This is a genomic window from Algoriphagus aquimarinus (assembly GCF_007997215.1).
In the GTDB taxonomy this organism is placed as follows: Bacteria; Bacteroidota; Bacteroidia; order Cytophagales; family Cyclobacteriaceae; genus Algoriphagus; species Algoriphagus aquimarinus_A.
The window spans coordinates 57,573-79,195 of sequence record NZ_VORW01000015.1 but is presented as its reverse complement, the minus strand read 5'-3'; the positions used below and the strand labels follow the sequence as shown (position 1 = coordinate 79,195).

12 protein-coding genes are annotated in these 21,623 nt (G+C 40.9%); 9 read left to right on the top strand and 3 right to left on the bottom strand.

The features are described from left to right. Positions 1-45: 45 nt before the first annotated feature. The gene (locus ESV85_RS16920; RefSeq protein ID WP_146919670.1) at positions 46-2,070 is read left to right on the top strand and encodes a RagB/SusD family nutrient uptake outer membrane protein; all 2,025 of its coding nucleotides are present in this window, start codon (positions 46-48) and stop codon (positions 2,068-2,070) included. A gap of 58 nt (positions 2,071-2,128) precedes the next feature. Further along, positions 2,129-3,472, top strand: a complete 1,344-nt coding sequence (locus tag ESV85_RS16915; protein WP_146919668.1) for a Gfo/Idh/MocA family protein — start codon at positions 2,129-2,131, stop codon at positions 3,470-3,472. A gap of 134 nt (positions 3,473-3,606) precedes the next feature. On the opposite strand, the gene ESV85_RS16910 is transcribed toward ESV85_RS16915, so the two are convergent. From ESV85_RS16910 to ESV85_RS16900, 3 genes are all read right to left on the bottom strand, one after another. Next, positions 3,607-3,789: a helix-turn-helix domain-containing protein gene (locus ESV85_RS16910; RefSeq protein WP_223276031.1), complete on the bottom strand. Its 183-nt coding sequence runs from the start codon at positions 3,787-3,789 to the stop codon at positions 3,607-3,609. Between the two features lie 180 nt (positions 3,790-3,969). Further along, the gene (locus tag ESV85_RS16905; protein WP_146919666.1) at positions 3,970-5,178 is read right to left on the bottom strand and encodes a hypothetical protein; all 1,209 of its coding nucleotides are present in this window, start codon (positions 5,176-5,178) and stop codon (positions 3,970-3,972) included. Between the two features lie 149 nt (positions 5,179-5,327). Further along, positions 5,328-6,197 carry an AraC family transcriptional regulator gene (locus ESV85_RS16900; protein WP_146919664.1) on the bottom strand — a complete coding sequence of 290 codons (870 nt, stop codon included), beginning with the start codon at positions 6,195-6,197 and terminating at the stop codon, positions 5,328-5,330. Between the two features lie 380 nt (positions 6,198-6,577). On the opposite strand from ESV85_RS16900, the gene ESV85_RS16895 reads away from it, so the two are divergent. From ESV85_RS16895 to ESV85_RS16865, 7 genes are all read left to right on the top strand, one after another. Continuing rightward, the gene (locus ESV85_RS16895; protein WP_146919663.1) at positions 6,578-8,545 is read left to right on the top strand and encodes an FG-GAP repeat domain-containing protein; all 1,968 of its coding nucleotides are present in this window, start codon (positions 6,578-6,580) and stop codon (positions 8,543-8,545) included. A gap of 120 nt (positions 8,546-8,665) precedes the next feature. Next, positions 8,666-10,024, top strand: coding sequence for a DUF3748 domain-containing protein (locus ESV85_RS16890; RefSeq protein ID WP_191322040.1), 1,359 nt, complete (start codon positions 8,666-8,668; stop codon positions 10,022-10,024). 3 nt (positions 10,025-10,027) lie between these two features. Then, positions 10,028-10,975 (top strand): dihydrodipicolinate synthase family protein, encoded by a 948-nt coding sequence (locus tag ESV85_RS16885; protein WP_146919659.1) that lies wholly within the window; start codon positions 10,028-10,030, stop codon positions 10,973-10,975. Between the two features lie 57 nt (positions 10,976-11,032). Then, a complete protein-coding gene (locus tag ESV85_RS16880) occupies positions 11,033-12,529 on the top strand; it encodes a sodium:solute symporter (protein WP_146919657.1) in 1,497 nt (498 codons plus the stop codon). A 1-nt stretch (position 12,530) separates the two neighbouring features. Beyond that, positions 12,531-14,204 (top strand): ribulokinase, encoded by a 1,674-nt coding sequence (locus ESV85_RS16875; RefSeq protein ID WP_146919655.1) that lies wholly within the window; start codon positions 12,531-12,533, stop codon positions 14,202-14,204. A gap of 508 nt (positions 14,205-14,712) precedes the next feature. Beyond that, positions 14,713-15,135, top strand: a complete 423-nt coding sequence (locus ESV85_RS16870; RefSeq protein WP_146919653.1) for a hypothetical protein — start codon at positions 14,713-14,715, stop codon at positions 15,133-15,135. 55 nt (positions 15,136-15,190) lie between these two features. Next, a complete protein-coding gene (locus ESV85_RS16865) occupies positions 15,191-21,547 on the top strand; it encodes an MBG domain-containing protein (protein WP_191322039.1) in 6,357 nt (2,118 codons plus the stop codon). The last annotated feature ends 76 nt before the right edge of the window (positions 21,548-21,623 follow it).

The following is a 21,623-nucleotide window of genomic DNA, read 5'->3' as shown; positions in this document are numbered from 1 at the left end:
ATTATTTATCAGTTGTTTGAGGTGTTGAATTTAAAATAGATAAAGATGAAAAATAAATATATAAAGAATGGAATTGTTGCTCTGGTGATCTTACTGGGATCGGGGTCCTGTGGTGATGGTTTCCTTGACGAAAAGCCATTGTCTTTCCTAAGTCCGGAAAATACATTTAAAGATGCAGCAGGTTTACAGACTGCACTGGACGCTTCGCTGAGAGGGGTAATGAGTCAATGGAATGGAGATACTAGGGAATTAATGTTTAACAGTAATATGAGCGACGCATCTGTTGTATCTGCCACTGATAAGCCTGATGCATTTGTTGATTTGCGTACCTATGCTACTCCTACGAATAGTAGAAATAATGATGCTGGACGTACTCGTTCATTTTATGCAGACAATTATGATCATATCAAAAAAGTTAATACTGTAATTGATTACATCGATATCCCCGATTGGGATGGAGGTATGGAAAATGCACAGAGAAATCATTTACTGGGCTCTGCCTATTTTCTCAGAGCATTTTTCTACATGCAGCTCACCATGGATTTTGGAAATGTTGCATTTCCGCTCAACGTTGTTTCAGAGTCAAGAAGAGACTTTAAGGTCTTTCATATGCAGGGCATATGGGAGCAGATGATAGTAGATCTTGAATATGCTGTGAAGTATGTAAGGCCAAAAAGCGAATTGCCTACAGGCCAAGCTCCAAAAGATGCGGTAAGGATTCTTTTGGCTAAATATTACATGCTTGATATGCGTTTTTCTGATGCAGAGGCTGTTATGGATGATGTGATTAACGGTGGTGAATCGCGGTTATTTACTGATGCTATGATCCCTTCTGGAGTAATGGAAGTGGAGGTAGCCAATACAAACAATCCAAATACTGGTAATCCTTTGCCTGGCAGAAGTGGATATGCTCCTGCAGATGCAGTCAACTATCTACACATGGACAAGGGGGCACAAAAAACTAGCAATCCCGAGGGAATATGGCTTGTGGTGAATGAACCGTTTGTGTTGGGTAGCCAAGGTCGTTCTGCAAGAATCAGAGCATGGGGGCCAAATTTTGTAAGTACGAATCTTGGGATTTGGGAGCCTGGGACGACTAGAACAGGAACGGACGTACAGCAATCCACTAGTGATGATAGAGGTAGAATGATGAAAAAGTGGGGAAGAAGTCAAGGTTTTGCACGCCCTACCAATTATTCTCAATATGATATTTGGAACTTCAATGGCAAAGTCGATGAACAAGATTACCGACATAAAGACTTAAACTGGTTTGAAATGGAGGATCTTTTGTATGATAATCCTTCGCTCAAAGACGCAGACAGTCCTTACTACCTAAAACCATTACAATTGTATGATGATAATGGCAGATTGACATGTCAGGATACGATAAGATGTTGGTTTGGATACCCGAGGTATAAATTCTATTCGGTAAACCAGCAAGATCGTCCTGATAGACAAGACGGTGGAAAAATGGATATGTACATTATGAGAGTAGCAGAGGCTTATCTGGTAAGAGCTGAAGCTAGATTCTGGCAAGGTAACTTAGCCGGAACAGCAGCAGACATAAATATTATCCGCTCTAGAGCAAATGCGATAGACATGTATTCAGTTGCTGATATTGCCAGAGATGGCATAGGTGCTGTGCTGGATGAAAGAAACCGTGAATTGTTTGGCGAGGAATATCGCCATGATGAATTGGTAAGGATTTCTGTCATTCTGGCCAAAACTGGAAAGCCAGCCTATAACGGTAAATCGTATAGTGTCTCAGGAGATGATATTGAGAAATCATTATCTCAAAGCAGTTTTTATTACGATAGAATGATGGAGAAGAATACCTTCTTTAGAGACGAGGTGCCGTGGGCGACTTATAGCACTACCAAATATACTATGGATCCTATGCATGTTTTTTGGCCTGTTTACCAACCATACATTGTTGGTAATGTGGAAGCTGTATTAAATCAGACGACAGGGTACAATGGTTCGGAACAGAATATAGAGCCTCTTACTCACGTTGTTCAGCAACCAGGAGTTCCCAATGTTGATCCAATGAAAGCTATTGATGGAGGTTGATTGTATTTCTTTAACTAGGATGAATTAAGTCAAACAAAAACCCTTAAAACCGAATACAATGAATAAAGAACCATCAAGAAGAAACTTCATTAAAAAAACAGCAATTGCCGGCACCGCTGCCCTGGTACTACCTACCATCATTCCAGCGTCAGCATTTGGAGCAAATGACAGAATTAATGCTGCTGTATTGGGAATCAATGGTAGAGGAAAAAGCCATATTCAAGGCTTTATGGCCCAGAAAGACGTTCAGGTAACGACGCTTTGCGATCCGGACATGAACTTATTGACGGCTGGTAAAAAGACTTTCAAGGAGAAATACAACATGGATGTGGCCTTGGAGCAGGATCTACGAAAGGTATTTGACAACAAGGACATTGATGTAGTAAGTCTGGCAACTCCCAATCACTGGCACGCATTGGCTACTATCTGGGCTTGTCAGGCGGGTAAGGATGTCTATGTAGAAAAGCCAGGCTCTCATAATATCTCTGAAGGACGAAAGATGATAGAGGCAGCCGCCAAGTATGACCGTATTGTTCAACATGGTGTGCAATTGAGAAGCTCTCCGGCAGTTCAGCAAGCGATAAAATTGATGCGGGAAGGCTACATCGGTAGAGTCTATATGGCACGGGGTCTTGTGTTTAGAATGCGTGGAGATATTGGCGACAAAGGTGTTTCTCCAGTTCCTGAAGGATTGGACTACGACTTATGGACTGGCCCTGCACCTAAAAGACCCTTTACACGTAACCTAGTGCATTATAACTGGCATTGGAACTGGGACTATGGCAATGGAGATGTTGGCAACCAAGGGATCCATGAAACGGATCTTTGTATGTGGGGACTGGATGTAGGTTTCCCTACAAAAATCACTTCTATGGGCGGTAAGTTCCTTTGGGATGACAGCAAGGAAGTGCCCGAGGTACTTACTTCTATCTATAATTATCCAGAGGAAAATAAGATTATACAATTTGAAGTTCGCCCATGGTACACCAATTCAGAAGGCGGTGCTTCGGTAGGAAATATCTTCTATGGTGACAAGGGATACCTTGTTGTCGATGGTTATGATAAGTTTCAGACTTTCCTTGGTGAAAAGGGAACTCCAGGTATATCAGGAGATGATGGAGCAGCAGCTTCTTCGGGTATGGATAGAGGAGCCGGCGGAACGGATGGACACTTTGCCAACTTCATAGATGCAGTTCGCAAGCATGACAAGTCCATCTTGAATGGACCTGTGGAAACAGCACACCTCGCTTCAGGTTTGGCTCACTTGGGAAATATTTCTTATAGACTGGGAAGAGTTTTAGATTTTGATCCAAAATCGGAGACTTTTGTCAATGATCCTGAAGCGGATAAAATGTTAACCCGCGACTATAGACCAGGATTTGAAGTGCCTGATCAGGTTTAGAGAATTGATTTCCTAATTATATAAAAGAGGCCTGTCAGGATAATATCCTTGACAGGCCTCTTTTTGTAATGTTCAAATAGTCAGAATTTTACATGTGAAAATTGCACCAAGAAATAGCAAATCTTCATTGGCTATTATATTGGGATATTCTGCATGCAATAATGTTTTTTATACTCAAATGGAGTCATTCCTTTTACTTTTTTAAAGTGCCTGTAAAAATTTGAAAGGGTGTTAAATCCAGATTCATAGCAAATTGCCTGAGTGGTGAGTTGGTTTTGAATCAATTCTCTACATGCATTTGAAATCCTTATTTCAATAACATAAGCGAAAGAATAAATATGATGGGTTCCCTTGTGAATTACGATTGGCTCAGGAGCTCGAAATTTTGGTTTTTAATTTTCAATAAATACTGGTTGAATATGTGGACTGGCTATAAATAGAAAATCACCCTGTCTAAAATGCAGGGTGATTTTTACTAGTAAAGTTCAAATTAACTATTATGGAACGGCAACTAGTTCTGGTAATTTGGCCTCAAACAACGCAGCGAATTCCTCACTAGTCAAAATTTGACCTTGTTTTTTAGCAGTATTAGCAACTTGGTATCCCCATTCTGCTGCAGCCATTCTCTGAAGTGGAGTACCGTGATGTCCGCTGTTATCAAATCCACAATCACCTATGTTAAAGAATACCTCTAAGAATTGTTGAACTCTTTTCCATTGCATTGTAGCTCCCCTAGCATGAGACAAATAATAAGCTGAGTAGGCATCAGCCATCATTTCAGTTCGTCTTGTTGCCTCAGCAGGGTCAGTTATTGGGCTGTCAAAAAGTCCCAGTTGAAACTGAATATGATGGCCAAATTCATGTGCAAGTATTGCCTGAGGTGCTACATCATCAAATCCTAGAGCAGAGTAAGCTTCCAGAATTCCATCACCCATTATTATTTTAGGTGGAATATCGCCTCCTGCAGGAGGGAAAAAGAAACCGCTTGTGGCGAAAGCGTTAAATGTAAATATCGGGTGGTCACCATTCCTGTATTGGGGAAAGTAATCCAATAAATCTAGAATTAGATCAGCATAATCTTCAGCTGTCTCTTGATCATCACCATATAAGATTTTATCTATTCTAATTACTTTTTCTCTATCCAATAACATATTTCCATGCATGGCAGCTAATACAATGCCCTTCGAATCTATATTCCAAAAGCGTTGTAAATCTTTAAAAGCTTTGGTAGTAGATTGAGTGTATTCTCCATCCTTTCCGAAATATTGACCTTCTGAACTGTTTTCGAAAAGGAATGCGTCATAAGTTGGGAAATCCAACATTCCAGAAACAATTGCATAAAAAATTACTTCATCATCCCAATCTGCAAGTTCCTCATCTAGCCATAAGTATAGGTCTGTGTCACTACATTCTGAATCTTCCACGGCGTTTAATATTCTCCGTACTATTTCTCTATACTGTTGATCTGTTTGTACTCCTAAATTAGTTTGCCGAGCCGATTCAGATCCAAAGTTGAGTTTAGGATCAATTCTGGCCTGAAATCCTTCAGGAAGTGATTTGAATCTATCCATCATGTTAGATGAAATCCCTTCAGCCCCAGGTGGGGTAATGGATTCTTTGGGTTCTATTTCACATGCCGTTAGCAGGAAAATCGATAGAGCAAACATTGTCATTAAATGTTTGCTCAGGTTTTTGATGTTTTTCATAAATAATTAAATAATTGTGAGAAAATGAGAAAAGTAGAATTTCCTTAAAAACTTAAAAATTAATCTGTTATGTAGAAAAATCCTCCAATAATATAGGGTTATAAATTATATGATTATTAAATACTGTTGAAAAATTTTGAATTATTCTACTAAGTCAGGTATTGTTTTTTATACTCAAATGGAGTCATTCCTTTTACTTTTTTAAAATGCCTGTAAAAATTTGAAAGGGTGTTAAATCCAGATTCATAGCAAATTGCCTGAGTGGTGAGTTGGTTCTGAATCAATTCTCTACATGCATTTGAAATCCTTATTTCAATAACAAATTCAAAAAATGTTTTATTGGTCATTGTTCTGAAATATCGGCAAAACGAAGAGGTACTCAGGTTAGAAAGTGAAGCAATTTCTGATAGATTAATTTCTCCCCTATAATTAGCTAGGACAAATGAATAGATTTTCTCTAATCGGTGCATTTCAGACAAGTTTGTCAAATGGCTAAAGGCATAGCTTGGTGAGATCGTTTGATATTCATCTGTCTCTGACAAAATTTCAATGATCTCAAGTAAAAGAATTATTCTATTCAGATCAGTGGCTTGCTCTAATTGCTGAAGCAGTTCAGCTACTTTTAGTTTGGTATTTCCTGAGATTACCAATCCTTGCTTTGCCTTTTCAAATAGAGCAGGAATAGCTTGTGCCTCGGGGAGTTGTAGAAATTCTTGCCCTAAAAAAGTTGGATGAAATTGAAGAACGTAAGCGCAAACATCCAAAGTATTGTTTTCTTTGAAATACTCTTCTTTGCACCTCCAAGTATGCGGTAGATTCTCACCTAAGAGAACCATGTCTCCATTTTTAAAATTACTTACGCTATCTCCAATGTATTGTGTGCCTTCACCTTTGATGATGTAGTGCAGTTCCAACTCTGGATGGTAATGCCATAATGTGCCAAAGTTTGGCTTTTGATCCAAGCGGATATTAAAGGATTTTGCTGGTTCGATTGCAACTTTGTGGAAATGGGCTTTCATTCGAATTTAAAGGAGTTATTGATGTTTTTTTCTGTAAATCTATTTTTTTCAAAATAAATTGGAATGTTTAATATAGCAACCAATTATATGATTTTGCTAGGGATTGGCCTCAATTCATATATTAACATGGTAAGATTGTGGAATTTTTTAATAAAATTGACTAGGCTTGGTGTGTAAATTCAACTGATATTTAGTAAAGTAAAAACAGCACCAAAATCAATGTGATGATGGATTTTCAGCTAAATAAAAATTCACTGTCTCAACTTTTATTTAGCTTATTAGTTTATCACAAGTATTATTTTTTGACCTGAATCAATGGTTGAGAAATATGAGTTGGAGTCTTAAGACCTGAAAAAATGAAATCCAAAACCTAAGTAAGTATGCCGCCTCTTTCCAAAGTAAAGTGCTTCCTGAAAAATACGATCACTCTTAGCTTATGCGCTACTTTTTGGGTGAATTTGAGTTATGCTCAGCATGCCACCACTGACTTCGAAATCGTCAAGTACAATAACGCAAACACCACTTCTTTTTTGGGAGTAGGACTTTGGGCCTGGCCGCTACCGATGGATTACGATGGGGATGGAGATATGGATATGCTGGTTTCCTGTCCTGACAAACCGTTCAATGGATTATACTTTTTTGAGAATACTACGGGGGATGATTTTCCTGATTTCGCAGCACCCGTCCGAATGGGCGATGCGATCAAGAATGTGCAGATTTCCCACATCGATGAAGGTGTAAAAGTCAATGTTCCTGGAGTTGAATTGGTGGATTTCAAGACTAAGCTGGCACGTAATGAACAGGTGCTTTTTGATGCAGATGAACTAAAGAAAGGCTTTGAGAAGGTTCGTTTCAACCAATGGAAAATGGTTGATTATGAGGGTGACGGAGACCTAGATGTGGTTGTGGGTATTGACGATTGGGCAGATTATGGATGGGACAATGCTTTTAATGACACCGGTGTTTGGATCAATGGACCTCTTCATGGCTTTGTGCTCTTGCTTGAAAATCAAAATGGTATCTATGTAAATAAAGGAAGAATAGAAGCCGGAGGAAAAATGCTTGATGTCTATGGAGCGCCTTCGCCGAATTTTGCGGATTTTGATGGAGACGGTGATCTGGATCTGATCTGCGGAGAATTTTTGGACCGTATGACTTACTTCGAAAATATTGGGACTAGACAAAGGCCAAGGTATAAGGAAGGTGTTTTTCTGAAAAATGATGCTGGCCTGATCAAAATGGATCTGGAGATGATTATTCCTGTTGCCGTGGATTGGGACAAAGATGGTCATGTAGATCTGGTCGTCGGAGACGAAGATGGACGTGTCGCTTTAGTGAGGAACACGGGGAAACAAATCGGAAATGTCCCTCAATTTGAATCGCCAAGATACTTTCGCCAGCAATCTGATAACCTGAAGTTCGGAGCTTTGGCTACGCCAGTAAGCGTGGACTGGGACAATGATGGGGATGAAGATATCATTACAGGGAATTCAGCAGGTTATTTTGCTTTTATAGAGAATATTGGCGGAGGAGAAAAGCCAAGTTGGAATGAACCGAAACTTCTGGAAGTGGGAGGAAAACCTATACGCATTCAGGCAAATGAAAATGGATCTATCCAAGGTCCAGCCGAAGCCAAATGGGGTTACACCACACTGTCAGTGGCAGACTGGGATGGCGATGGGAATAAGGATATTATTTTTAATTCCATCTGGGGAAAGATAGAATGGATCAGAAATACAGGCTCGGGCTTAGAAGCACCCAAACCTATCCAAGTTAATCGAGGCAAAGAAGTGGCTACTTCTCCCGCCTGGAACTGGTGGAAGTCAGCGCAAGATGAATTGGTCACTCAGTGGCGGACCACTCCATATGCCATAGACTGGGACAAGGACGGTGTGATGGATTTAGTCATGCTGGATTTTGAAGGATATCTGTCCTTTTTCAAAGGTGTAAATGAAAATGGTCAGCAAGCCATTCTTCCCGGTCAGCGGATATTCTATGGTGACAATGTTTCTGTCTATTCGAATAGGGACAAAGCTGAAAATGCTGAAGGCGGCCCGCTACGTCTGAACAATGCAGAGGCCGGTGGAAGTGGGAGAAGAAAAATCTCATTGGTGGACTGGGACAACGACGGAGATCTTGATCTGTTAATAAATAGTGTGAATGTGACTCTGTTTGAAAATATCAGTGAAGAATCAGGCAAAGTTACCTTCAGCCACAAAGGCCCACTTTCAGAAAAAGTATTGGCTGGACATACCACCAGTCCGACCTTTGTCGATTGGAATAAGGATGGCGTTTGGGAGATTTTTGTGGGCGCGGAAGATGGGCATTTCTATCATTTTCAGAAATGATTTTTGACGGAAATGACTAAGAAAATAAAGGGTCATGCTTTAACCTCCAGGGTATTTTCCCTTCTATTGCTGAATGCGATGTGTTTTTCGATGGTACAATGTAATCCCAGAATCTCAAACGTGAATACTCAAAACGAAACTCTTGATACAATAGAAATAGTGGAAATCCAGCTTACCAGTGATCCTTCAGGACACTTTTTAAATCAACGACAGGCATTTTCTCCTGATGATAAACTGCTTGTGTTTGACAATAGAAACGATGATTCCAAAATTGGGGAAAATGCTTCTATCCAAGTGGTGGATGTGGAAACACAGGAAGTTAAAACCATCTACCAATTGGAAAATCAAACTGTTTTCGGCCCTGGTACAGGTGCCGTAAGTTTTCATCCCTCAAGGAATGAAGTGGTTTTTATTCATGGATTGATGAATGCTTCCCAGGAGCAGCCTTATGGATTTACGGCTCGGGTTGCTAAGCAAGTTAGCTTGGATGAATCGAATAAATCTGAAGCTATGGAAGCTCGGGATGTGCAGGTACCATTCACTAAAGGCGCACTGCGTGGAGGTTCACATGCTTATTCCTACAGTTCAGATGGGCGGTTTGTTAGCTTTACTTATAATGACCAAGTTCTTGAGAGTGAATCAAAAGTAAATCCTGCTATCAAAGACCTTAGGACAGTAGGTGCTTTTATCCTAGGAGAGCGAGTAGCTATCAATGGAAAAGTAGATGATGAAAATTTTGATGGGACGAGTTTTGCAGTTCTGCTGGCAGAAGTGACTGCTGATCCTAAGCCAGGATCTGATCAGGTTGACAAAGCCTATGAAGAATGCTGGGTAGGGAATTCTGGCTATACCAAGCTAGACGGTACTAGGCAAAATCAGGCGTTGGTTTTTTTGGGAGATGTGGTATCTGAGACTGGAGAGAAGGTTACAGAAGTATTTATCGCTGACATTTCTTCCAGCATTTCTGAACTTATCTCGTCAGTTGATGGGGGAAGTCTTACCTCTTTGCCTACTATTCCGGTGGGTGTCAAACAACGCAGATTGACTTTTACAGCTGACCAGAAATTCCCAGGAGTGCAAGGGCCAAGACAATGGTTGCGCTCTTCACCGGATGGGGATTCCATCTATTTCTATCAAAAAGATGATGCAGGAATAGTACAGATTTATACAGTCTCTCCCAATGGCGGAGAGATCAAAGCGATCACCAAAAATACATTTTCCCCTGATACCAGTTTCAGCTTGAGTTCCGATGGGAAATATCTCGCCTATGGGGCAAAAGAAGCTATATATATCACAGGAGTGAGTGATGGTATAACTCAGCAGGTTTTAGCTGCTCCGGATAATTCAAACACAAATCTTAGCAATATTAACTGGTCCAATACAGGGCACATATTAGCATACAATAGGAAAGTAGACTTAGCGGGTAAGTCTTTCTTCCAGATTTTTACAATAAACCTATCAAACGTAGTTGACAAATAACTTATGACATTACTTACTACTTCAAAAGAACCTCTGAGAGGGATTGTTCCTCCTATGATTACACCACTTCATGCCGATGGATCTCTGGATTCAGAAAGTGTAGAAAAGCTAATCGAGTACTTGATTGCTGGAGGCGTTCATGGCATTTTTATACTGGGCACCACTGGTGAGTTTTCTGGTTTGAGTTATCAAACTCGTAGAGATTTGATCACGCAGACCTGTAGTCAGGTTGGCGATAGAGTGCCGGTATTGGTCGGAGTTACCGATGTGTCCATTGAAGAAAGTACCGCCTTGGCAGAATTTTCAGCAAATGCTGGAGCCTATGCTGTAGTAGTGGCGCCACCTTTTTACAATAATATTGATCAAAAGGAATTGACACACTATTACCTTCAATTGGCTGACGCGATCTCTCTTCCGATGTTCCTTTACAATATGCCGTCACATACCAAACTGGTAATTGAAGTGGATACAGTGATAGAACTTTCAGCTCATGAGCGTATAATTGGCCTGAAGGATAGCTCAGCACACGGGGTGTATTTTCAGTCTCTATGTCATGCATTAAGAAATCAGCCAGACTTTGTATTGATGGTAGGTCCGGAGGAAATGATGGCAGAAACTGTACTGATGGGAGGATTTGGAGGAGTTTGTGGTGGCGCAAATCTTTTTCCCCAGCTGTATGTGGCACTTTATGAAGCTGCTGCTAACAGAAATTTTGAGAAGGTGAAGGTCTATCAAGCAAGTGTGATGGAAATCAGCAGAAATATTTATCAGGTAGGTCAATATAAGTCCAGCTACATGAAAGGTTTGAAAACTTCGATGTCGTTTTTAGGACTATGTCAGGCTCAGTTTGCTATGCCACTCTATCCTTTTTCTGACTCGGAGGTAAAGGAGTTAAAATCACGCTTTGAGGCAATAGCTGCAAATCTTACTTTGCATTCAGCCAAAGAATAGAATTTATTTTCTTTAGGAGAAGTGAAATTCTCCTCAACCCAAAATACCCAAGAATTAATGGATTTACCTTTAATTGATTTAGTAGTTTTTCTTGTTTACATGGCTGGGATAGTGGTTTTCGGGATTTCATTTTCCTTTCGGAAAAGAACTGCCTTGGAGTACACCACAGGTGGTGGAAGGTTGCCAAGTTGGGCTATCGGCATGTCTATCTTTGCCACCTTTGTAAGTAGCATCAGCTTTTTGGCTCTTCCCGGAAATGCCTATTTGTCCAATTGGAACGGTTTTGTTTTTAGTCTTTCTATTCCATTGGCAGCTTGGGTTGCGGTCAGGTATTTTGTGCCTCTTTACAGAAATCTGAAAAGTGAATCAGCCTATTACTATCTCGAAACACGATTTGGCCCTTGGGCGAGAACATATGCTTCTATCTGTTATCTCCTGACGCAGTTGGCTAGAATGGGAGCGATTATGTATCTGCTTGCTTTGCCGATGAATGCACTTTTTGGATGGAGTATTCCATGGATTATCATTTGTACAGGAATAAGTGTGGTCGTATATGCTATGCTTGGAGGAATTGAAGCGGTGATCTGGACGGATGCCATACAAGGAATAGTACTTATAGGTGGAGCAGTGGTTTGTCTCTTGGTAATTATGTTTTCCATGCCCAATGGACCTGGAGAAGTATTTACCATAGCTGCTGAGGCCGATAAGTTCAGTCTGGGCAGTTTCGAATTCAATTTTGTGGAATCCACTTTTTGGATGATTTTGGTTTACGGCCTATTTATTAACCTTCAGAATTTCGGTATTGATCAAAGCTATATCCAACGCTATATCACAGCTAGGACTGAGAAAGAAGCTGTGCGATCCACCTGGTTAGGTAGCCTTTTATATGTACCGGTTTCGCTATTGTTTTTCTTCATCGGAACTGCCTTGTTTTCCTATTATCAGGCATTTCCTAACTTGTTACCGGCTGAGTTGCAATTGGCAGAGAATGCGGATAAGGTATTTCCATACTTCATCGTATCAGGGCTTCCTACAGGACTTACAGGTTTATTGATAGCCTCAATCTTTGCGGCCGGCATGAGTACAGTTTCTACCAGTATCAATAGCTCAGCGACTGTTTTTCTATCTGATCATTATCGAAAGTATATCAATAAAAACACTACAGAAAAGCAATCCATGCGCGTGCTTTTGATCACCTCTTTCGTCATGGGCGGATTGAGTATTGTGGTTGGTTTGGCGTTCAACGGGGTCACCAGTGCTTTGGAAGCATGGTGGGCACTTTCATCGATCTTCAGTGGCGGAATCCTCGGATTATTTCTATTAGGTTTTGTAGTCAAAAAAGCTCCAAGTAAAGCGGCTGCAATCGGTGTGCTATGTGGAGTAGTAGTGATAGGATGGATGAGTCTTTCGCCAGTCTTGTTGACAGGAACTTCTTTGGAGGGGTTTAAAAATACACTTCATACCAATCTGACTATAGTGATGGGGACGCTTACTATTTTTATCGGAGGTTTTCTGCTCACAGGTCTTCTTTCAAACCAAAAATCAGAAAAGTAATATGGCTTATGTAATAGGTTTGGACTACGGAACCGACTCTGTTCGTGCGTTATTGGTAAATACAGAAAATGGAGACATCGTTGCGAGCTCGGTGTATAGCTTTCCAAGATGGGCGAAGGGTCTATTTTGCGATCCTGCTAAGAATCAGTTCAGACAACATCCTTTGGATCACTTAGAGGGATTGGAAAATTCGATAGCAGAGGTAGTACGAGAGTCAGGGATAGCAAGGAGCCAGATCAAAGGGATTTGTGTGGATACTACTGGATCATCCCCTATGGCAGTTGATAAAAATGGTGAGTCCCTCGCCATGAAGGCAGGATTTGAAGAGAATCCAAATGCTATGATGGTGCTCTGGAAGGATCATACAGCAATCAAAGAAGCAGCTGAAATTACGGAGTTGTCAAGAACTTGGGGAGGGGAGGACTTTACTAAATATTCTGGTGGAATTTATTCTTCAGAATGGTTCTGGTCTAAAATCCTTTCGATTCATAGAAAAGATAAGGAAGTGGCAAGTGCTGCATTTTCCTGGATGGAGCATTGTGATTACATCACTGGGGTACTTACAGGGATTGATCCTTTAAAACTGAAAAGAAGCAGATGTGCGGCAGGACATAAGGCATTGTGGCATCAAGACTGGGATGGTCTTCCCTCAGAGAGTTTTTTGACTATACTCGATAGCTCATTGGCTGATCTTCGCAAAAACCTGTTTACTCATTCCTATACCTCCCATGAAGTGGCGGGTAAAATCAGCAAGCAATGGGCATTGAAGCTTGGACTTTCAGAAGACACGGTGGTAGCTGTAGGGACAATTGATGCTCATGCTGGAGCAGTGGGAGCAGGGATTGTCGAGCATTCTTTAGTAAAAGTGATCGGTACTTCTACCTGTGATATTTTGGTGGCTTCAACTGCAGAAATGGGTAAAAAGCTGATCAAAGGCATATGCGGACAAGTGGATGGTTCTGTTTTGCCAGGTTATATTGGTCTTGAAGCTGGACAGGCAGGTTTTGGAGATGTGTTGGCCTGGTTTAGTAAATTGCTTTTAACTCCTTCTATTCAACTCATCCAAAACACTGATTTTTTAGATTCCCATACAAAGGAGAATTTGATTCAAGAAATGAAAGATGACATGTTGATTACTTTATCTGAAGAAGCAGGCAAATTATCAATAGAGGATTGCACACTTGTTTCCTTGGATTGGATAAATGGACGACGCTCTCCAGATGTGGATGAATCTCTGGAAGGGGCTGTTGCCGGCTTGAATATGGGGACTTCATCTGCGCATATTTTCAGAAGTTTGGTTGAATCACTTTGTTTTGGTTCCAAGCTAATAATTGATCGATTTGAAGAAGAGGGTTTGAGGATTGATGAGGTAATCGCAATTGGTGGTGTAGCTCATAAATCACATTTGGTGATGCAGACTATGGCTGATGTGCTGGGGAGAACCATCAAAATCACAGCATCAACCCAGACTCCTGCTTTAGGAGCTGGGATGTATGCAGCTGTCGCCTCGGGTGTTTTTAATACTATGGAAATAGCTATAAAAGCAATGGGTGCAGGGTTTCGCCAAGTTTATATTCCGAACTTAGAACTGAAGGCAGATTATCAGGAAAAATATCAGCAGTATAAATGGTTAGGAGAAAAAATGGTCATGATTAATTCTGATAAAATTAGTTAGTATTTAAATCCATATGATAAAATAGTTTGGCGAACGATATTAATTATAAGTGATGAATAGTATGCTTAATTTAACATTAAAAATAAATGCCTGTATTCTTGAATTATGGGTATTTAAACTGTCTTTTTCAGGATAAATTATGTGTTGATTTTTCAATTATAATTTTTACAGTAAGAAAGAGAGTGCTATATTCTCAAATAGCAACGCGCTTTTGAGGTAGGTGATGTCTCTAGATTTTCTTTAATGTCTGCCTCGTTAAGAACAGAAAATGGGTCGGCGATTCATTGATATAGGTGTCACAGGATTTATTCAGTATACGTGTTTATACGTATAGGTAATATGGAAGTGTATCTGTATTTTGCTTGGGTAAATCTTGAAGATAATTACATTTAGTAAGAATTTTAAGATATAAAACTATTACTTTAATCTGAGTTGATTTATTATTGAGATGGCTTTATTGTCATGAATATTCTCAATATATTATTTTTAAACTTAAACTTTTAATATTTTGATTGCTTCGTGTGGAGTCTTCTCAGTTGATTTGGAATTGCCGGTTCTTGGGAGCCGAACAGCAATTAGCGAGAGTTATGGCGCTGATTTTTTAGATGTTAGTGGAGTCCAGTTTGTAAAAACTGAAAAAGCAATTCATTCCTTTTCAAACCAAAATCAGATTATAGACTACAGTTATGCTTTAGATACAAGGCCTGCTGCAGTTAATTATGTATCTGTAAATCCCCGGCTACCATTAAGCTGTAGAAGGCCGGTTTACTTAGCGATTGCTGCTCTAAATACGCCTAATTCATCTTTGCCTATATATTTGATTCAGGATACAATTGGAGGGTGTTTGTTCAGTATTTCACACTCTTATCATTCTTCTTACTATAGTGATTATACAATAAGTATTTCAGAAAATTTACCTTTTAGAAATTAGAATTCATTGTGCCTACTCTTATTGGAGTAGGTATTTTTATTTAAAAACTACTATGATGGAACGTCCAGTATTCAAACTCGTTTTTTGTCTATTTTTATTCATTTGCAGTACTGCGTATTCGTTTTCGCAGACTACTGTTAATTTTAACAGTTACACTGAGAACCAAGGTTTGAGCACTCCGCATGTGGAAGGTGAATTGGAATTTGAAGTGATAAAAGGCCCTGCTGCGACCTGTGTAAATTGCATGGGTATTGATATTAATGAGGGAAAGGATGGAGGTCCTGGGCTTGATGATGCCAATTTCGAATTAGAAGGAATTAAAGGATGGAAGATTTCAAAAGCGGATAATTCCTCATTTCAATTTATAAGTATATGGCTTCAAGAGCGAGGTTTAGCAGGAATTTCAACTTCGGGAACAATCAAGGCTTTTTCAGGTGGCTTACAAGTAGGGTCAACAGTAAATATTGACTTCAATAGTTCAACCGCTGGATTAAAATCTTTTTCATCGAATCCGGATTTTTATAATGTAGATGAAGTAAGAATTGAAGGAGTTGATTTGTATATTATTTTAGATGAAATTACCTATGGAGTGCCATTTGTCGTAGGTGATGCTGATCCGGCAGAAGTGACAGCTATCAATTTGATAGGATCTCCATTGAGCACTGCTACTTCTGTACAATACCAAGTAGATTTTTCTAAAATAGCTCAAAATGTCAGTTCTGATGATTTTACGCTGACCAAAACAGGGACTGCAAATGGAACGATTGGGACAGTTACGGGAAGTAACGCCACTTATACGGTTCCTATTTCTGGGATTTCTGGTGAGGGAACTCTGCGGCTTGATCTTAAAGTTGGAACAGATATTACAAATGAGAATGGGGTAGATGGGACTGCAGCTTTTACTTCGGGCCAGGTACATAATGTAAGCCCATGTCTAGTCGAAGACTTTGAAGATGAGACGGTTGGAGCTAAGGTGTTTAGCTATGGAGGATTTGATTTTACAATTACTGGAAACCTCGAAGTTTATACAGAAACACCTTCTATAGGAATCAATGGCTCCAAAAATGTATTGAAAAATACCGGAACTGGAACGTATACGATTCGTCCCAATTCAGGTGAAATCAATTTTAGAAAAATCGCATTATTCCTTTCTTCAATTCCTACTGGTGATAGCCCTACTAATGATGGTAATATCACTGTTGTGGGTAAAAATGGAGGGGCAACTGTTTATACTATTTCCAAAGCATCTGGATTCCCAACAGATTTCAGTGCTAATAGTGGCTATTATATTTTGGATTTAAAAACAGAAGGTGGCGTTGACAATTCAGTGATATCTGTAGATGAAATTGACATTACCTTAGGAGGATCTTTCCAATACCTCAATGTTGACAACTTCGAATTCTGTGCCGATGACGTAGCACCCTCGGGTTATTCAGTAACCATTGACCAAGATCCAATTACACCAGATAACGATGATGCTGTAAGCTTTACTTTTGCTGGAGCAGAAGTGGGAACGACCTACGAATATATTTTTACAAGCTCAGGAGGGGGTACTCCAGTAACTAATACAGGAACAATTATAACGGCTACAGATCAAATTACTGGAATTGATTTAACTGGTTTGGGATTGGGAACAATTACCTTATCAGTTAACCTAACTGATGCTTCAAATAATGAAGGTCTTCCGGCACAAGATCAGGTGGTCAAGAGAGTATTGACTCCTCCAGTAGCGACTCCTCCAACAGCACCAGTGGTCACAGAGGATGATGTAAATGTCGCTCTGGCTGATGACATTCAAGTGGCCGATGCCGATGGAGATGACCAGACAATTACGTTTACCATCACTGGAGGAACAGTAACTCTTGGTACTGCAGGGATCACATTTGGAGGATCAGGAAATGGGGCAGCAAGCTTCACAGCAGCTGGTACGTTAGCCGCTTTAAATACGGCATTGGATGCTGCCACTTTTACACCTACACCGAGTTTAGTTGGAACAGATGCAGGTACGATAGCCTTTGTAAGCAATGACGGAACAGATGACTCTAATACTGCTTCTGTTACTTTTGATATTGCGCCAAGCAATAATCCTCCAATAGCTCAGGCTAAAGATCTTTATGCCAATGTGCAGGGAAATTGTGTGGCACCAATACCAGCAATTGCCTTTAATAATAATTCAAGTGATCCGGATGGTGATGATTTAACCTTTACTGCAATTCCAGCAGGACCTTATCCTGTTGGAGTTACTCAAGTGATATTGTCAGTAAGCGACGGGGTGCTTACCACACAAGCTGATCCGGTAACCATTACTGTGTATTCGGATGCGCCTACGATTGATGGGATTACCCCAGGAGTCACTTTCTTATCTGTTGACTTTACTTCAGGAAGTCTTGGTGGACCTGCCATTTCGAATTATGAGTACACCCTCGATAATGGAGCAAATTGGATTACCCCTAATCCTTCACAGACGTCGAGTCCTATCCTAATTGAGGGCTTGACTTCAAGTACCACTTATCAGGTTCAGCTTAGAGCAGTAAATGATCAGGGGGTAAGTTGTGAGTCAAATATTTCAGAGGGCACTACCTTGGATCCAATTCAATTAGACATTACGTTAACTCCAAATCAGTCTAAAGTCTTTGGAACAGGAGATCCGGTACTTACTTATTCAGCAACTGGCTTCCAGGATGGAGACACTGAAGCTTTACTTACTGGTTCATTAGGTAGAGAAGCGGGTGAAAATGCGGGATTATATAGCATTAACCAAGGTGACTTGGATGCAGGATTGAAGTATACCATTGTTTTTACTGCTGCTGATTTTGAAATTACGGCACTAGAGGTCAATGTAACCGCACAGACGGATACCAAAGACTACGATGGAACAAACAGTTCATCATTATCACCTGTAGGAGACGTCCTACAGGGCACAGATGCTTGGATATCAGAAGGTACTCAGAGCTATGATGATGAGAATGTAGGCACGGGCAAGACGATAACCGCAATCGGTGCTTCAATTGAAGACGGTAATGGTGGAGCAAATTACAACATCAACTATGTGACCAACAGCGAAGGGGTGATCAATAAGATTGATGCTACACTAACAGTTACCCGAGCTGGCGGAGATTATGATGGAAATCCGTTTGAAGCTACAGGTACTGTTACTGGTTTGGAAGGAGCCTTAAGTCCATCAGTAACTTTTGAATACGAAAAATATGACGGCAGTAATTGGGCTGGAATTGCAGGAGCCCCTACTGATGCGGGCGCCTATCGCGTTAGATCCAACTTTGCGGGTAACACAAACTACAATGCGGGTTCCAGTGATTGGACTGCCTTTGCGATCAATCAGATCGCTGCAACAATTACAGTTACCCGAGCCAGCGGAGACTATGATGGAAATCCATTTGAAGCTACGGGAAGCGCTACCGGTTTGGAAGGAGCCTTGATTCCTGCGGTGACATTTGAATACGAACAGAATGATGGCAGTAATTGGGCTGGAATTAGCGGAGCACCAACAGATGCAGGCGCCTATCGCGTTAGATCCAACTTTGCGGGTAACACGAACTACAATGCGGGTTTCAGTGATTGGACTGCTTTTGCGATCAATCAAATCGCTGCGACAATAACAGTTACCCGGGCGAGCGGAGACTATGATGGAAATCCATTTGTAGCTACTGGAAGTGCTACCGGTTTGGAAGGAGACTTGAGTCCATTAGTAACTTTTGAATACGAAAAATATGACGGCAGCACTTGGGCTGGAATTGCAGGAGCACCAACAGATGCAGGCGCCTATCGCGTTAGATCCAACTTTGCGGGTAACACAAACTACAATGCGGGTTCCAGTGATTGGACTGCCTTTGCGATCAATCAGATCGCTGCAACAATAACAGTTACACGAGCCGGCGGAGACTATGATGGAAATCCATTTGTAGCTACAGGTAGTGTTACCGGTTTGGAAGGAGACTTAAGTCCTCCGGTGACTTTTGAATACCAAGAAAATGACGGCAGTAATTGGACTGGAATTAGCGGAGCACCAACAGATGCGGGCGACTATCGCGTTAGATCCAACTTTGCGGGTAACACAAACTACAATTCGGGTTCCAGTGATTGGACTGCCTTTGCGATCAATCAAATCGCAGCAACAATTACAGTTACCCGAGCCGGCGGAGACTATAACGGAAATCCATTTGTAGCTACTGGAAGTGTAACCGGTTTGGAAGGAGCCTTAAGTCCTGCTGTGACAATTGAATACCAAGAATTTGACGGCAGCACTTGGTCTGGGATTGCAGGAGCACCAACAGATGCAGGTGCTTACCGTGTAAGATCCAACTTTGCGGGTAATACGAACTACAATGCGGGTTCCAGTGATTGGACTGCCTTTGCGATCAATAAGATCGCTGCGACAATAACAGTTACACGAGCCGGCGGAGATTATGATGGAAATCCATTTGTAGCTACAGGTAGTGTTACCGGTTTGGAAGGAGACTTGATTCCTTCGGTGACATTTGAATACGAACAGAATGATGGCAGCACTTGGTCTGGTATTGCAGGAGCACCAACGGATGCAGGAGCTTACCGTGTAAGGTCAAACTTTGCTGGTAACACGAACTATAATGCGGGTTCCAGTGACTGGACTGCCTTTGCGATCAATAAGATTGATGCGACTATCACGGTTACAGGTTACGCAGGAACTTACGATGGAGCAGCTCATGGAGCGACAGGATCAGCAAAAGGCCTAGCAGGCGAAATATTAGCAGGACTTAATCTTGGTGTTAGCTTCACTAATGTGCCAGGTGGCACAGCCTACTGGACGTTCACCGATGTGACTGGCAACTACAATGACGACAACGATTCAGTAGTGATAGGAATCACTATGGCTCCAACTACAATTACTATTAGTAACGCTTTAGCAAATTGTGACGGTGGTCAGGTAACGTTAACTGCAACTGTGAAAACTGTCAATACTGGAATCCAATCAGATGTTAATAGTCTTGGAGGAGTAGTTACCTTCAAAACCGGTGGTACCACGATAGGAACTGTCAACGTAGCCTCAGTTACTGATGGAGTCTTCTCCGGAACATTCACCATTAGTTTAACACCTGGATCGCCTTATCCAATTTCTGCGGAATTCGAGCCGGTCTCTGGAAATCTTATTCGCTCGGAAACGACAGAAACAGCTCAATTGACCGTGTTTGAGGCATTCGTTAGTTCAAGTATTCCTAAAAACGCAAATGGCAATGTGGTCATTTTTGATGGAGCGGAAAGTTCCCTGGGATTACCTTCAAGCACTACTCTGACAACAACTTATCAGCCTTCTCCATATTCTGGATTATCTTACCAATGGTACGAAAGAAATGAAGGTGGATCTTTCACTCTAATTTCAGGAGCTGAATATTCAACTTTCCAGATTGTTGCAAATGGTGACTTTGTGAAAGACTACAAGGTAGAGTTGATTGTTGATGGACAGTGTGTAGGAAATGAAATCTTCTCCAAGGTAATCTCAGTTGAAGCTTCTTGTGGTAAGGCTGGACAAAACAATGTTCAGGTCTGTCGTATAATGCCGAATGGCAAGAGAAAAACTATGTGTATTAGTGCCAATGCAGTCGAGGCTTTACTCGCAGTAAGTCCTGGGTCCTATATCGGAAGCTGTAACGTTACTTACAGAATGGAGGAAGAACCTGAATTAATTGCTGTTCCATGGAATACTCCACTTGAAGTGATAAATGATAAAATCGTTTCTCAGAGCGAAAACTGGTTTGACAGTAAGAAAATCAAGCTAACTATCAATACTGAATCGTACAATGCGCTACAACCAGGATTCTATGAGATGAAAGTTGACCTGCAAGAAAACGAATGGTTTGAACTTGAGGAGCCGATTACTGTCAATGTACTGGTGGCAGATAAGCCTCTGGCTACAGATATTCAACTGAGCAATTCAATTCTGCTTAGAAATATTCATAACGGTAGCTTGATCGGAGATCTGAGAACGATTGATCCTGTGGATGATCAGCATACCTATTCAATCGCTGAGCACACAAACTTCGAAATTAGAGGTAAGTCACTTATCTGGAAGGGAACTGCAATTCCGGCAACAGCCAGAATAACAGTCTTTAGTACTGATAGAGCAGGGCAGACGATCGAAAGAGCAATTGAGCTAAGTCGCGAACCTAGATTCGGAGAATTCAAAATGTTCCCAAATCCTTCAAGTTCTGAAGTGAATTTGGAAGTAGAGTTGGAGCAAAGTATGAATGTGGGAATCAGAATCTATGATGCAGTCGGAAGATTGGTTTATCAGGAAGAAGGAGTGCAAAATGGCATTGCTACTTACCAGATTGCTATAGATCACTTGAGTCCGGGACTTTATACCGTTCAAATGAAAACAGGAATACTTGTGATGAACAAGAGATTGATTAAAAAGTAAAATTCTAATTCTTAAACGCCAAAGCCTCTTCTTATTATAAGGAGAGGCTTTCTTGTGGAGCTAGCTTAAAAGTATT